Source organism: Amycolatopsis sp. VC5-11 (assembly GCF_037034185.1).
In the GTDB taxonomy this organism is placed as follows: domain Bacteria; phylum Actinomycetota; class Actinomycetes; order Mycobacteriales; family Pseudonocardiaceae; genus Amycolatopsis; species Amycolatopsis nivea.
On record NZ_JBAGKF010000004.1, the window covers coordinates 200,317 to 213,053 of the forward strand.

General features: G+C 68.9%; 15 protein-coding genes. 4 read left to right on the top strand and 11 right to left on the bottom strand.

Translation table 11 applies throughout. From position 1 onward, the window contains the following. The first annotated feature begins 2 nt into the window (after positions 1-2). Positions 3-1,097, top strand: a complete 1,095-nt coding sequence (locus WA670_RS15820) for a sensor histidine kinase (protein WP_442893103.1) — start codon at positions 3-5, stop codon at positions 1,095-1,097. Here the strand turns inward: WA670_RS15820 and WA670_RS15825 are convergent. Genes WA670_RS15825 through WA670_RS15840 form a run of 4 tightly spaced genes read right to left on the bottom strand, consistent with a single transcriptional unit; the run spans position 1,047 to position 4,799 of the window. Continuing rightward, positions 1,047-2,144, bottom strand: a complete 1,098-nt coding sequence (locus WA670_RS15825) for a UDP-N-acetylglucosamine--N-acetylmuramyl-(pentapeptide) pyrophosphoryl-undecaprenol N-acetylglucosamine transferase (RefSeq protein WP_336158124.1) — start codon at positions 2,142-2,144, stop codon at positions 1,047-1,049. The genes WA670_RS15820 and WA670_RS15825 overlap by 51 nt on opposite strands. Continuing rightward, positions 2,145-2,753 (bottom strand): D-Ala-D-Ala dipeptidase VanX, encoded by a 609-nt coding sequence (vanX, locus tag WA670_RS15830; RefSeq protein WP_134732718.1) that lies wholly within the window; start codon positions 2,751-2,753, stop codon positions 2,145-2,147. Then, positions 2,750-3,787 carry a D-alanine--(R)-lactate ligase gene (gene vanA, locus WA670_RS15835; RefSeq protein WP_336158125.1) on the bottom strand — a complete coding sequence of 346 codons (1,038 nt, stop codon included), beginning with the start codon at positions 3,785-3,787 and terminating at the stop codon, positions 2,750-2,752. The genes vanX and vanA overlap by 4 nt, the downstream gene beginning before the upstream one ends. Next, a complete protein-coding gene (locus WA670_RS15840) occupies positions 3,780-4,799 on the bottom strand; it encodes a D-isomer specific 2-hydroxyacid dehydrogenase family protein (RefSeq protein WP_442893101.1) in 1,020 nt (339 codons plus the stop codon). Before WA670_RS15840 ends, vanA begins: the two co-directional genes overlap by 8 nt. Positions 4,800-4,938: 139 nt before the next feature. On the opposite strand from WA670_RS15840, the gene WA670_RS15845 reads away from it, so the two are divergent. Continuing rightward, the gene (locus WA670_RS15845; RefSeq protein WP_336158126.1) at positions 4,939-5,733 is read left to right on the top strand and encodes a hypothetical protein; all 795 of its coding nucleotides are present in this window, start codon (positions 4,939-4,941) and stop codon (positions 5,731-5,733) included. A gap of 16 nt (positions 5,734-5,749) precedes the next feature. Here WA670_RS15845 and WA670_RS15850 read toward each other — a convergent pair whose 3' ends face one another. From WA670_RS15850 to WA670_RS15860, 3 genes are read right to left on the bottom strand one after another with little or no spacing between them, the layout of a single operon-like run. Then, positions 5,750-6,406, bottom strand: coding sequence for a response regulator (locus tag WA670_RS15850; protein ID WP_037812055.1), 657 nt, complete (start codon positions 6,404-6,406; stop codon positions 5,750-5,752). Then, complete coding sequence (locus tag WA670_RS15855) at positions 6,403-7,557, bottom strand: sensor histidine kinase (RefSeq protein WP_336158127.1); 1,155 nt, start codon at positions 7,555-7,557, stop codon at positions 6,403-6,405. The genes WA670_RS15850 and WA670_RS15855 overlap by 4 nt, the downstream gene beginning before the upstream one ends. After that, the gene (locus WA670_RS15860) at positions 7,554-8,162 is read right to left on the bottom strand and encodes a DUF1453 domain-containing protein (protein WP_336158128.1); all 609 of its coding nucleotides are present in this window, start codon (positions 8,160-8,162) and stop codon (positions 7,554-7,556) included. The genes WA670_RS15855 and WA670_RS15860 overlap by 4 nt, the downstream gene beginning before the upstream one ends. A 224-nt stretch (positions 8,163-8,386) precedes the next feature. On the opposite strand from WA670_RS15860, the gene WA670_RS15865 reads away from it, so the two are divergent. Next, positions 8,387-9,010, top strand: a complete 624-nt coding sequence (locus tag WA670_RS15865; protein WP_037812049.1) for a VC0807 family protein — start codon at positions 8,387-8,389, stop codon at positions 9,008-9,010. On the opposite strand, the gene WA670_RS15870 is transcribed toward WA670_RS15865, so the two are convergent. Beyond that, positions 8,995-9,441 carry a MarR family winged helix-turn-helix transcriptional regulator gene (locus tag WA670_RS15870; RefSeq protein WP_051173179.1) on the bottom strand — a complete coding sequence of 149 codons (447 nt, stop codon included), beginning with the start codon at positions 9,439-9,441 and terminating at the stop codon, positions 8,995-8,997. The genes WA670_RS15865 and WA670_RS15870 overlap by 16 nt on opposite strands. Positions 9,442-9,571: 130 nt before the next feature. Here WA670_RS15870 and WA670_RS15875 point away from each other — a divergent pair, with 130 nt between their 5' ends. Then, positions 9,572-10,759: an FAD-dependent oxidoreductase gene (locus tag WA670_RS15875; RefSeq protein WP_063762874.1), complete on the top strand. Its 1,188-nt coding sequence runs from the start codon at positions 9,572-9,574 to the stop codon at positions 10,757-10,759. Here the strand turns inward: WA670_RS15875 and WA670_RS15880 are convergent. From WA670_RS15880 to WA670_RS15890, 3 genes are read right to left on the bottom strand one after another with little or no spacing between them, the layout of a single operon-like run. Beyond that, positions 10,726-11,334 carry a CPBP family intramembrane glutamic endopeptidase gene (locus WA670_RS15880; RefSeq protein WP_336158130.1) on the bottom strand — a complete coding sequence of 203 codons (609 nt, stop codon included), beginning with the start codon at positions 11,332-11,334 and terminating at the stop codon, positions 10,726-10,728. The two genes, WA670_RS15875 and WA670_RS15880, sit on opposite strands and share 34 nt — an antisense overlap. Next, on the bottom strand, positions 11,331-12,227 hold the full coding sequence (locus tag WA670_RS15885; protein ID WP_134663267.1) for an NAD(P)H-binding protein: 897 nt from the start codon (positions 12,225-12,227) through the stop codon (positions 11,331-11,333). The genes WA670_RS15880 and WA670_RS15885 overlap by 4 nt, the downstream gene beginning before the upstream one ends. A 37-nt stretch (positions 12,228-12,264) precedes the next feature. Then, positions 12,265-12,711: a MarR family winged helix-turn-helix transcriptional regulator gene (locus WA670_RS15890; RefSeq protein WP_336158131.1), complete on the bottom strand. Its 447-nt coding sequence runs from the start codon at positions 12,709-12,711 to the stop codon at positions 12,265-12,267. Positions 12,712-12,737 lie beyond the last annotated feature (26 nt).

A 12,737-nucleotide genomic window follows, 5' to 3' on the forward strand; every position in this document is an offset into this window, starting at 1 on the left:
GGATGAGCGTCCGGCTCAAACTGACCCTCAGCTACGCCGGATTCCTCATGCTGGCCGGGACGCTGCTGCTCGGCGCGGTGGGTTTCTTCCTGCTGGACTACCAGGACCGGGCGCTGGAGGTCATGCCGGTGGTGATGGCCCCGTCCGGCCGCGACCTGATCAAGGATTTCGCGCCCGACGCCGCCGTCGTGATGCTGCTCCTGCTGCTGTTCGGCCTGCTGGGCGGCTGGATTCTCGCCGGGCGCATGCTCGCCCCGCTGAACCGGATCACCGCCGCGACTCGGCAGGCGTCGACCGGGTCGCTCGCGCACCGGATCGAACTGGAAGGTCGCGATGACGAGTTCCGCGAACTCGCCGACAGCTTCGACGCCATGCTCGCGCGCCTCGACGCGCACGTCGCCGAACAGCGGAGATTCGCCGCCAATGCCTCCCACGAACTGCGCACGCCGCTGGCGATCACGCAGAGCCTCCTCGAAGTCGCCCGCGACGACCCGGAGCGCGATATCGGCGAACTGCACGAGCGTCTCCGCGTCGTGAACGCGCGGGCGATCGAACTCACCGAAGCGTTGCTGCTGCTCAGCCGCGCGGATCAGCGGTCGTTCACCCGGGAGCCCGTCGACCTGTCGCTGCTGGCGGAAGAAGCCGCGGAGACGTTGCTCCCGCTTGCCGAGAAACACGGGGTGACCATTGAGACCTCCGGCGATGTCACTGGCGTGAACGGGTCCCGGGCGCTTTTGCTGCAGCTGACGACGAATCTGCTGCACAACGCCATCGTCCACAACCTGCCGGAAGGCGGGACCGTGCAGCTCCGCACGACTGCGTCTGCGACGTCGAGCACGCTCATCGTGGAAAACACCGGGGAGGAAGTCAGCCCGGAGCGGATCTGGACGTTCACTGAGCCGTTCCAGCGCGGCACCGAGCGGATCCGTCGTGATCACGCTGGGGTCGGGCTGGGGCTGGCGATCGTGAAGAGCATCGCGCAGGCGCATGACGGGACGCTTTCGCTCGCGCCGGGCGTTGCGGGCGGGCTTCGGGTGACGGTGCGGCTACCTGGCGGGTCGATGTTGTTGGGCGATCGACAGGACGTGTCGCGCTAGGACAATGTCGGCGTCGGGTGCTCCGGTCGCGGAGGCGCGGGCGGACATCGTCGCGAGACGTGCTGGGTCGGTGAGGATCGGGACGAGGGCGGATTCGATCCACGCTGGGGTCAGGTTGGCGTCGTTGACGAGCAGTGCGCCGCCTGCCGCGACGACTGGCCCGGCGTTCAGCCGTTGCTCGCCGCCGCGGTCGGGCAGCGGGACGAACGCGGCGGGGAGTCCGACGGCGGCCAGTTCGGCGCAGGTCATCGCGCCGGAACGGCAGATCGCGAAGTCGGCGGCGGCGTAGGCGTACTGCATTTCGTCGACAAACGGCAGGACGACATACGACGGGTCGGCCGCTTCGACGGTGTGCCGCGGGCCGGTGATGTGCAGGACTTGCACCCCGGCCTTCCGTAAGGCGGCAGCTGCGCCGGAGGCGGCGGCGTTGATCGTGGTGGCTCCTTGCGAACCGCCGGTGACCAGCAGGACCGGGCCATCGGTGCTGAGGCCGAACTTGCGGCGAGCTGCTTCGCGGGTCGCGAGACGGTCGAGTCCGGTGATCGCTGGGCGCAGCGGGATCCCGATCGCGGTGCCGTTTTTCAGCCGGACATCCGGGGAAGCGGTGTACACGTGGGGCGTCAGCCTGGCGGCCATGCGGTTGGCTGCTCCCGGGCGGATGTTCGCTTCGTGGATGACGATCGGCAGCCGGCGCCGGCGGGCGGCGAGGTAGGCCGGTGCGGCGACGTAGCCGCCGAAGCCCACCACGACGTCGGCTTGAACCTGGTCGAGGACTGCGCTGGCGGCCCGGATCGAAGCGCGCAGCCGGGACGGAATGTGCAGCAGCGCCCGGGTTGCCTTGCGCGGCAGCGGGACCGGCGGGATGAGTTCCAGCGGGTACCCGCGCGCCGGGATCAGCGTCGTGTCCAGACCGCGGACGGTGCCGAGCGCGGTGATCTCCGCGGCGGGGGCCAATCTCCGCAGTGCGTCGGCGAAGTTCATCGCGGGTTCGATGTGCCCGGCCGAATGGCCTCCGGCGACGACCACGCGTGGTGCTTTGATGTCCATCTAGGCAACGAGAAAATCGAAGTACGTGTCCGGATAGGGTTCGTCCTTTAGCGTGTAGTGCCACCACTCGGATTCGTAGGCGCCGAAACCGCAGTCCTCCATGAGGGAACGGAGGTGCTGCCGGTTCGCCGCCTCGGTCGCGGTGAGGCCGGGTGCGCCGTGGTGCGAGACCGCGTCCATCAGGTCGAAGCCGCCGCCCATCGCGACGAGTTCGCCGGTGTCCAGGTGATACAGCGTCAAATCCGCTGTGCTGCCTCGGGTGTGTCCGGATTTGGTTGCCACGTAACCGTTTTCGAACATCTCCGCACGGTTGAGGTTCGGGTAGTGCTGACGCTTTTTCCGGCCGTCCTCCGGCTGTTTCGCCCAGCGCAGGAAACAGTCCACGGCGCGCTGCGGCCGGTAGCCGTCCCAGATCAGCAGGCCGAAGCCCAGCGTCGCGGCTTTGTCCTGCGCGCTTTGCAGTGCGCTGCACAAGGCGTGGGTGCCGACGATCCGGTTCGCCAGGTAGCCGTCGACCGGTTTGCCGGTGAAGTTGTCCCAGGTGGCGTACTTGGCGTCCCAGCGGATCCCGGGCACAGCTTCGTCGAGGAAGGCGAAACCGGGCTTCATCGGGGCGTCCCGGCCAGCGCGAGCGACACCATCCGGTCGAGCATTTCGGCGAACGAAAGTCCGGCCGCCGCCATCATTCGCGGGTATCGGCTGTAAGAGGTCAAGCCCGGGAAGGTGTTGACCTCGTTGAGCATGGCGGTGCCGTCTTCGAGCAGGAACAGGTCGACGCGCGCGAGTCCCTTGCAGCCCAGGGCGCGGTAGATGGTCTGCGCGGTCGCCTGGACGCGGGCGCGCGACTCCGCCGGAATGTCCGCTGGGACGAGGATGGTCGAGTTTTCCGAGCCGCTTTCCGGGTTGTCCTCCTGGTGGATCTTGAAGAACCCGTGCGACAGCCGGATCTGGTCCGGTTCGCCGACGATCAGGTCCGCGCCGTTGCCCAGGACCGCGCACCCGACCTCGCTGCCCTCGACCGCTTCCTCGATCAGCAGCTTGGAATCGAACCGCGCCGCCTCCGCGATCGCACCCGGCAGGTCTTCCTCGCGCGAGACCTTGGTGACGCCAAACGACGAACCGGACCGGGCCGGTTTCACGAAGACGGGGTAGGAGAACTTGCTGGCGTCGACATCCTCGTCCGCGGTGCCAGCCCAGAAATTCGGTGTCGCGATGCTCGCGCTGTCGACGACCAGGTACGCGAGGGATTTGTCCATGCACAGCGCGGAACTCTGCACGTCACAGCCCGCGTAGGGGATTCCGGACAGTTCGAGGAGGCCCTGCATCGCGCCGTCCTCGCCGAGTTTGCCGTGCAGCACCGGCAGCACCACGTCCAGCCGGACCGGTTCGTACTTGCCCTGCTCCTCGACGAGCAGCCCGTGGACGCTTCGATCCGGCGACAACATCGCCGGGCGACCGCTGTCTTCCCACGCCTCGCCGGGTCCGTCGCAGAGCCTCCACGAGCCGTCCTTGGTGATCCCGACCCAGTACGGTTCGTATTTTTCCGGGTCGAGGTTCTTCGCGACCTCTCGCGCGGATTTGACCGAGACGGGGTGTTCCTCGGAGATTCCGCCGAAGATGACGCCGACCTTGAGTTTAGGCATGGTTTGTCCAGCTTTCGAAATTCAGGCAGTTGAGGAGGCTGTTTTTCACCGCGTCGCGCAAGGCGTGGTCGGTGTGATAGGCGGTGTGCGGGCTGATCAGGACGTTCGGGAGGTTTTGCAGCCGCGCCAGATTCGTGTTCTCGAGGGGTTTGCGGCGGCAGTCGGCGTAGAACATCCCTTCCTCCCCTTCGAGGACGTCCAATGCCGCGCCGCCGAGCCTGCCGTTTTCCAGTGCGGACAGGAGAGCGTCGGTGTCGATCAGCCCGCCGCGGCCGGTGTTGACGACGATCGCGCCGGGTTTCATCTGCTCGATCCTTTGTCGGTCAAGGAGATGGTGGGTTTCCGGAGTGAGCGGGGTGTGCAGGGTGACGATGTCGCTCTGCCGCAGCAAATCGTCGAGGGGAACGTAATCGGCTGACGTCCGGGGGTACAGGTCGTAGGCCAGCTTCTGCCCGCCGAAACCCCACAGTCGGTCGATGACCGCCGCGCCGATCCGTCCGGTTCCGATGACGCCTACGGTGAGGTCGCGCAGTTCTTTTCCAGGGGTATGGCTCAATCGGTAATCGTGCGCGTCGGTCCGGCGGATGAGGGACTTCGCGTTTCGGATCGCCATCAGCATAAACATGAGCGTGTAATCAGCGACACTGTCGGGCGAGTACGCCACGTTTTCCACCGTTATGCGCATTTTCTCGGCGTATCCGACGTCGAGATGATTGCAGCCGATACTCCGCGTCGAGAGATACTTGACGCCGACCTCGCTGAGCGCGCGCAAGGTGCCATTGGTGATGCGGGTTTTGTGACTGACGCTGACACACCGGTTCCCGGCGGCGAGTTCGACGGTGGCTTCGGACAACGCCGCCGCGGTGACAGTCGGTGTCACCCCCAAACGAGACACCGCCTCCTCGACCAGAGCGGCTTCGTCGGGCCCGCAGCCGTAGATCGTGATCCCGGCCGCCGGAACCAGCGACCGAACCCGAAGCCCCGCAGCACGTGCCGGTTCGCGGTAGGTCATGGGTGCCAGTCAAGGCAGGAGGATGTTGCCAGCACGTATGCGGTTTCCGATACACGGACGATATGCGGATCGCGGGTCGCCGGGGGATGGTGGGGAAAACCGGTGGAGCTCGCAGCCCTCGGCGTGGTCGGATACGCGGATGGGGGAGTGGGAGCGGAAGAACGCCGCGCGCCGGGCGACCGTCTTGGCCCTGCCGACCGTCCACGCCTGGCATCATGCGCGAATCGTGCCGCCACAGCCGGGAGACGTGCGGATCTCGGAGTCCATCGGGCCGCTCGGTGAGCTGCTGGCGGTCTGGACGGCTCCTGCGGACCGAGCGGTGAAGCTTCCGGAAGTGCGCGCCTCGCGTCCGGTGCGGGTGACCGTGCATGTGCCGGAAATGGCGGTCGCCGCGCGGATTCCGGATTTTCGGCTGGCGCATCCGACGGTGCAGCCACTGCCGGACGGTCGCGTGCTCATGGTCGACGCGCGGTGCACCTGGCGGTCTGAAGGGCCGGACCGCAACGCGATCGTCTACGACTCCGACGGTGAAGCCGTGGCCGAGCAGACCTTCGGCGACGGCATCGATCACGTGCAAACCACCCGAAACGGCGAGATCTGGGTCGGCTACTTCGACGAAGGCACCGAATGGCCCGTCGTCCGGATCCACGACGGCGGCGTGACCGGGTGGCGCAACGAAATCCGCAGCGCCACCGCGTTGGCAGTGCGTGGTTCCCGGCTGGCCTTCTACGGCGGTTACGAGGCGTACCGGGATCGGCTGGTTGCCGGAGTGCTCGATGACGACCGGTTCCGGGTCACCGGCGAGTACCGGCTCGTGTTGCCGGATGGGGAGGAAGTACCGCGAGATGCCCGGGTTTTCGGGCGGGGCGCGGACTTGCACGTCGTGACCCGGGACGACTGGTACCGGCTCAGTCTCGAAGACCTGCCTGGATAAGAACCGCGCCGCAAAGTTACGGCCGACGCTGGCCGTTCTGATAGTTGAGCGCGTAGCGGACCGCGTCGGCGCGCGAGTGGAAGCCGGCCTTGGCGAAAAGGTTGTTGATGTGGGTTTTCACGGTCGCCTCGCTGATGACCAAGGCGGCCGCGATTTCCGGATTGCGCAGGCCGTCGCCGATCAGGCCGAGGATTTCGCGTTCGCGTGCGGTCAGCGCCAGATCCGGTTCGGCGGGCGGGGCCGGTTTGGCGGCCAGCGCGAGCAACCGTCGCTGCACCTCGGGCGAGAGCACGGTCTGGCCCTGCGCCGCGGTGCGCACGGCGTGCAGGATCGTGGTGCGGTCCGCTTCTTTGGTCAGGTATCCGCTCGCGCCCGCCTGCAGTGCGGCCAGGATCGACTCGTCGTCGTCGAACGTCGTGAGCACGAGAACGGTGGTGTCCGGCTGGCTTTCGCGGATGCGCCCGGTCGCGCCGACCCCGTCGAGCACCGGCATGTTGAGGTCCATCAGCACGACGTCCGGACGGTGTTCCTGCGCCGCCTTGACCGCTTCCGCGCCGTTGGTCGCGGTCGCGACGACGTTGACGTCCTCGGCGAGGTCGAGCATGACCGCGAGCGCTTCGCGGACAGTCGCCTGGTCGTCGACGACAACGAGACTGATCGGGCGGTCGGTCATCGAGGCAGCTCCAGTTCCACGGTCCAGCCGTCGCCGGCCGGTCCTGCTTTCAGGGTGCCGCCGAGCAGGGCGGCCCGTTCGCGCATCCCGACGAGCCCGACCCCGGAACCGCTGGCCAGTTCGGCGCGGCGGGGTTCGGTCGCGGGCCCGTTGTGCACGGTCAGCCTGACATGATCGGCGGTGAAGGCGAGCCGGAGGCTGCGAGTCGCGCCCGGCGCGTACTTGGCCGCGTTGGTCATCGCCTCCTGCGCCGCCCGGACCATGGTGTGCGTGGTCTCCGGGCCGACCGCGCCGGCTTCGCCCTCGATCGCGTACTCGGCCGACGCGTGTTCGGCGAGCTGGCTCAACGTCTCAGGCAGCGGCAAGGTGTCTTCGCGCAGCGCGTGCACCGCGCGGCGGGTCTCGCTGATCGAGTCGACGGCGATGGCGCGTGCCTTGCGGACCGCGGCGGCTGCCTCGTCGTCGCGGCCGCTGCCGCGCAGTGCGTCGGCCAGGTCCAATTGCAGGGCGATCCCGGAGAGCGAATGACCGAGGACGTCGTGAATCTCGCGCGCGATCCGGCCGCGTTCGACGAGCGCTGCCTCGCGGGCTTCGGACTCGCGGGCGCGCTGGGCCGAGTCGGCGGCGAGCTGGGCGTTGCGGACGGCGTCGAGACGGTCGTGGTGCGAGATGCCGACCGCGACCGGAAGACCCACGGTCAGGGGCACCCACACCGGCCACACCGGGAAGCCCGGCAGCAGCTCGCCGACCGTCCAGGTCGCGGCGGCCGCGATGACCGATCCGGCGACCGCGATGGTCACCGCGGCCCGGCGGGACGCGAGCTTGACCCCGGAGGCGGACGCGGCGACGAACGGGAACATCGCCGCGAACGTTCCGTGCGCGAGCGGCAGGAGCAGCGCGCCGAACAGCATGTACGCGCCCATCACGGTGATCTGCCGGTTCTCCGCGACCCGCGCCCAGGGCAGCAGCGAGACGATCCCGGCGACCGAGCACAGCACGAACAGCGACAAGGCCAATGGCCGGTACGCGACGGTCGCGTCCGGCCATTGAACCGCGGTGCAGGCGATCGCGGTGAGGACGAGGGCTGGCTGGATCAGCTCGTCCCGGTACTGCCCGAGAAGGGACAGCGACCGCCGGTCCGTCGTGCTCATGGGACCAGGTTCCTCCTCGTCTGGCCGGCGTCGTGCGCGGACTGAGTGTTCCACTCGGCCGGGCGGCTGGTGAGGTTGCGCTGGATGTTGTCCAGCAGCGGCGAGGTCTGCCCGGGCGCGCCGTCGCTGCCGCGGGTCCACATGACCTGGTGCCCGGCGCGCAGCGCGCGGTAGAGCACGACCAGCCCCTCGGCGAGGATGCCGACGCCGATGGTGAGCAGCATGCTGTTCGAGACGCCGCCCGCGTCCTGCGGGGCGAACGCGTCGAGCGCGACGTTCACGCCGATCTTGACCACGATGTTCGCCACCCACAGCCCGACGGTGACCGGCGTGTAGCGGACGAAGGCGGTGCCGTCGCGCCGGGAAATCCGGACGCTGTACCCGCGCAGGACGCCGAGGACGACGCTGATCGCCGCGGTCCCGATCAGGAAGACCAGCGAGGCCGCGGTCTTCACGTCGCCGGACACCGTGCTGAGGCCGACGACGGACAGGATCGCGGGCAGGATCAGCATCTGCTTGGCCTGCGCGGGTTCGCCGATCATCCGCCGCACCATCAGGTAGCCGACCGCCGCCACGATCAGGACGATCTCCACGGGTCCGCTCATGGGTTGTTCCTGCCTTTCGATTTCGTTCCGATGCCGAGAAAACTACGGCGGAACGGCGGCGAAGTCGTGCGGTGAGCGGCGTATTCGCGGGTGGAGAAACGCCTCCACCCGGCCCTGGATTTCTCCACCCGGGATACGCCCGCGGCGCCAAGACGGCCGGGCGCGGCGACCGTAGCGTTTTCCTGGCGAATCCCAGCAGCCAAGCCAAAATCGGGGAGTACGGCATGACCTCGCACGCCCGCACGATGATCACCACTTTGTTCCTGGACGTCGGCCTGTCCGTCGTCGCCTACTACGCGGCCAACCTGCTCGGCGCGAGCGCCTACGTGTCACTGCTGATCGGCACGATCGTCGCGGGACTGCGGACGATCTGGGTCGCGGTGGCACAGCGGAGGCTCGACCTCTTCTCGTCGTTCCTCGTGCTGCTTTTCGGCCTGGGCCTCGGGTTGAGCTTCCTCACCGGCGACCCGCGCCTGTTGCTGGCGAAGGAATCGGTGACGACCTTCTGCGCTGGCGTGGCTCTGGTCGGCAGCTGCGTGCTCAACCGGCCGCTCGCGTACTACGCGGCACGACGCTTCGCGCTCTCGGCAGGCGGCGAGCAGCAGCGCGAATTCGAGGCCACCGCGGGCGACGCGAGGTTGCGGCGGCGTTGGTACCAAGTCTCGCTGGTGTGGGGCCTCGGGTTGACCGCCGACTCCGTGCTGCGCATCGTGGGCGTCTACACGCTGCCGTTCGATACGGCGGCCGCTTTTTCGCAGGCGTTGATGGTCGTCGCGTTCGCCGGGCTGATCGGGTGGACGCTGCTGACCCGGCGGCGGGGCGAGCAGGCGGTTCAGCGTCGGTCGTAGGCGCGCATCGCGGCCGCGACGTCGTCCAGGAAGGACAGGACGACCGGGACGTGCTCGGGCTCGAGCCGATCGGTGATGGCTTCCATCTCGGCGAGCAGCGGGCCCAGCGCGTTCCGGACGTCCTCGCGGGCGTGGTCGGTGGCCTCGAGGTGGACGCGCCGCCGGTCGCCCGGATCGGCGTGGCGGGCCAGGTGCCCGGCCGCGGCGAGCCGGTCGACCAGCACGGTCGCCGACGCCGAGGTGATGCCGAGCCGGGTGCCCAGCTCGCCGGGCCCGATCGGCTCCGGACTGGAAACGACCTGGTCGAGGGCTTGCACGTCGGTGACCCGCAGCGACAGTTTCCGCGCCAGCGCCGCCTGCATGCCCCGGCCCGCTTGCAGCAGCCGCCGCACTGCCAGGGAGAGGTCCCGCGCCGCTTGCTCGTCCGCCACGTCGGCATGGTAGCTAGAACTTCTAGCGACGAGGTACAGTGCCGACTATGGCTAGAAAATCTAGCGAATTAGCCGACGTCAATGCCGAGATGGTGCGGAAGCTGCTCGACGGCCTCGAACCGGGGGCGGAATGACCGGCGTGGTCGTCGCAGGAGGCGGACCCGGCGGCATGATGCTCGCCTACCTGCTCGGCCGCGCCGGAGTCCCGGTCACGCTGCTGGAAGCGCACCAGGACTTCGACCGCGACTTCCGCGGCGATTCGCTGCACCCCTACATCCTTGAACTGCTCGACCGTCTCGGCTTGGCCGACCGGCTGCTCGCCATTCCGCACCACAAAGCGCGCTTCTTCCGCTTCCACACCCCGGCCGGGTCGATCACCACCGCCGACTACGGCAAGCTCTCCTCGTCGTACAACTACGTCGCCCTGATGCCGCAGGCGCACTTCCTCGATTTCCTCGCCGCCGAAACCGCCGCGCTCCCGGGCACGAGTGTGCGGACCGGTGCCAAAGTTGTCGATCTGAACCGCGATGACGACGGCCGGATCATCGGCGTCCGCTACCGCGACGACACCGGTACCCACGACCAGCCCGCCGCGCTCGTGGTCGGCGCGGACGGCCGCTTCTCCCGGATCCGCCGCCTGGCAGACGCTCCGGCGCGCTCCCTCGGCGCCACCACCGACCTGCTGTGGTTCCGGCTGCCGCACCGTCCCGAGGACCCGCCGGACGCCGACGTCGACCTCTTCTTCGGCCGGCACCACTACGTCGGCCTCCTTGCCGGGACCAGCGGCTGGCAGGTGGGGTACAGCCTGCCCAAGGGCGGCTACGCCGAGGCTCGCGAACAGGGCGTCGGCCCGATCCGGGCGTTCCTCGCCGAGCACGTGCCGTGGCTGGCCGACCGTGCCGAGCTGCTGACCGATTTCGGCCAGACGACCCTGCTGTCGGTCGACATCTCCCGGGTGGAGCGCTGGTGGCGGCCAGGGCTGCTGCTCATCGGCGACGCCGCGCACGTCATCTCGCCGGTCGGCGGAAACGGAATCCTCATGGCGATCCAGGACGCCGTCGCCGCGGCCAACCACCTCGTGCGGGATACGTCCGACGCTGCCCTCGCGCGGATTCAGGCCGAACGCGAACCCGCGATCCGGCAGGTGCAGGCACAGCAGGTCCGGCTGGAACAACGCGCCGCTCGCGCGAGGGAGCGTGGTCGTCCCGCCGCCCCGCCGTATCGACTGCTTCGTTTGCTCACCGGCATCCCGGGCGCCCGCGCTCGCGCCGCCCGCGCCAATGCTTACGGACCCACTCCGCCGGTGCTGGAATCCTGAGGCGGGAAAAGCCGCGGCAGGAAGCCGATCATCAGGGCGGACCAGGTCACGTGCGTCAACAAGGGTGCCTGAACACCGCCGCCCCAACGGCGTTGCAGCGTGAAGAGCGTCCCCATGGCCGCCGACGCCAGCACCAAAGCCGGATTCCGTGTCGCGGTGGTCGACAGCACGTACATCGCGGTCGATGTTCGCGCGCCGAACGCGTCGTAAAGCGTGCCGCGGAAGAAAATCTCCTCAGCGGCACCGGTTACGAGCGTCGTCGTCACCACGGTCGGTGTCGAGCCGTGATGGGCGTGGCCGAGCACGCCGGTGATTGCCCGGCGCAGCAACGGAATTCGGCGAGCAACCAATGCGCAGCCGTAAAACACGCCGAACGCGCCCGCGCCCGCCAACACCGGCTGTACGACGGCGGTACGACCTCGTGGCACCGGGCCGGCCGCGCGCGCTCCGGCGAACCAGGTCGCCGCGACCGACGCGGTCAGCGCGTGAAATCGGCGCGACCCCGGCTCGCTCGCCAAGGACGCGCCCAGCAGCCCCGAGCCCGCCACGGTCACCGCTGTCAGGAGCTTCTTCACTTGGCCCGCCGACGCCGCGCTCGTTCGCCCAGTGCTTGCAGCACGGCGTCGTTGTAGCCCATCGGCTCGAAGTCGACGATGCGGCGGATCGCGTCGTCGCGGACGACGACCTCGTTGCCCATCGAGTCGATCAGCGCGCGCCCGGTCGTGGCGTCGATGTCGGTGACCAGCGAAAGCCAGTAGGACGACAGCCGGGGCGTGAGCAGCGGGACCGGCACGATCGCCAGCATCCGGCCCTCGATCACCGCGACGCGCTGCAGCATGTCCCGGTAGGTCAGCACTTCCGGGCCGCCGATGTCGAACGTCCGGCCCTCGGTCTCGGGATGCTCCAGCACGCCGGCCAGGTAGCGGACGACGTCGGCGAGCGCGATCGGCTGGGTGCGCGTCCCGACCCAGCGCGGGGTGATCATCGCGGGCAGGCGTTCGACGAGCTGGCGGGTCAGCTCCCACGAGGTGCCGCCGTGCCCGATGACGATTCCCGCGCGCAGCACGGTCACCGGTACTCCGGTCTCCGCCAGCAGTTGTTCGACCTCGCGTCGGCTGGCCAGGTGCGCCGACAGCGAGTCCGCGTCGTCGCCGAGACCGCCGAGGTAGACGATCCGGCGCACTCCGGCTTCCGCTGCGGCACGAGCGAACGCGCGGGCCGCGGCGGCGTCGCGCTGCTGGAAATCGGTGCTGTCCAGGGAATGCACCAGGTAGTAGGCGGCTTCGACGTTCTTGAGCGCGTCCCGCAAGGAACCGATGTCGGCGACGTCGCCGTGGACCGGCTGACCGGCGCCGCGGTAGCTGTCCGGGCGGCGGGTCATGGCGAGCACGTCGTGCCCGGCGTCGGTCAGCGCCGGGCACAACCGTCTGCCGACGAACCCCGAGGCTCCGGCGACCAGTACCCGCATGCTTGCGACGGTAGCCGGACGAGCGGAATTCCGCTGATCACCGCTGCCGGTCCGTCATGAGCTTGCCCATCAGCCGCGAGAGCGCCTCGTCCAGTTGGCCGCCGAGCCGCGAGCCGAGCACGGCGTCCAGATCGGCGTCGACGGCCGCCGCGAGCGAACCCATCTCGGCCAGCAGGGTTTTCCCTTCCGCGGTGACGGTGAGGATGTGCTTGCGCCGGTTGTCCGGGTCCCGGCGTCGCTCGATGAGGGCGCGCTGCTCCAGCTGGTCGGCCAGCCGGACGACCAGGCTGGGACTCACCCGCATGAGCCGGGCGATGTCGTCCTGGGTCCGGGCGAAACCCTGGTCGACCATGGCGAGCGTCCCGAGGTGTTTGGGCGTCAGCCCGGTTTCGCGCAGGTGCCCGGCGAAGTCGTTGGCCAGGTCGGTGCCGAGCACCATGAGCCGGAAGGCCGCGGTCTCGGGCAAGGAGCTGTCGGTCGCCACGCGGGTACTCTATCATCTGTGCACAG

Excerpts from the sequence above, each read along its gene's own strand:
- WA670_RS15820 (WP_442893103.1), top strand. The coding sequence starts at position 3 with ATGAGCGTCCGGCTCAAACTGACCCTCAGCTACGCCGGATTCCTCATG.
- WA670_RS15825 (WP_336158124.1), bottom strand. The coding sequence starts at position 2,144 with ATGGACATCAAAGCACCACGCGTGGTCGTCGCCGGAGGCCATTCGGCC.
- vanX (WP_134732718.1), bottom strand. The coding sequence starts at position 2,753 with ATGAAGCCCGGTTTCGCCTTCCTCGACGAAGCTGTGCCCGGGATCCGC.
- vanA (WP_336158125.1), bottom strand. The coding sequence starts at position 3,787 with ATGCCTAAACTCAAGGTCGGCGTCATCTTCGGCGGAATCTCCGAGGAA.
- WA670_RS15840 (WP_442893101.1), bottom strand. The coding sequence starts at position 4,799 with ATGACCTACCGCGAACCGGCACGTGCTGCGGGGCTTCGGGTTCGGTCG.
- WA670_RS15845 (WP_336158126.1), top strand. The coding sequence starts at position 4,939 with ATGGGGGAGTGGGAGCGGAAGAACGCCGCGCGCCGGGCGACCGTCTTG.
- WA670_RS15850 (WP_037812055.1), bottom strand. The coding sequence starts at position 6,406 with ATGACCGACCGCCCGATCAGTCTCGTTGTCGTCGACGACCAGGCGACT.
- WA670_RS15855 (WP_336158127.1), bottom strand. The coding sequence starts at position 7,557 with ATGAGCACGACGGACCGGCGGTCGCTGTCCCTTCTCGGGCAGTACCGG.
- WA670_RS15860 (WP_336158128.1), bottom strand. The coding sequence starts at position 8,162 with ATGAGCGGACCCGTGGAGATCGTCCTGATCGTGGCGGCGGTCGGCTAC.
- WA670_RS15865 (WP_037812049.1), top strand. The coding sequence starts at position 8,387 with ATGACCTCGCACGCCCGCACGATGATCACCACTTTGTTCCTGGACGTC.
- WA670_RS15875 (WP_063762874.1), top strand. The coding sequence starts at position 9,572 with ATGACCGGCGTGGTCGTCGCAGGAGGCGGACCCGGCGGCATGATGCTC.
- WA670_RS15885 (WP_134663267.1), bottom strand. The coding sequence starts at position 12,227 with ATGCGGGTACTGGTCGCCGGAGCCTCGGGGTTCGTCGGCAGACGGTTG.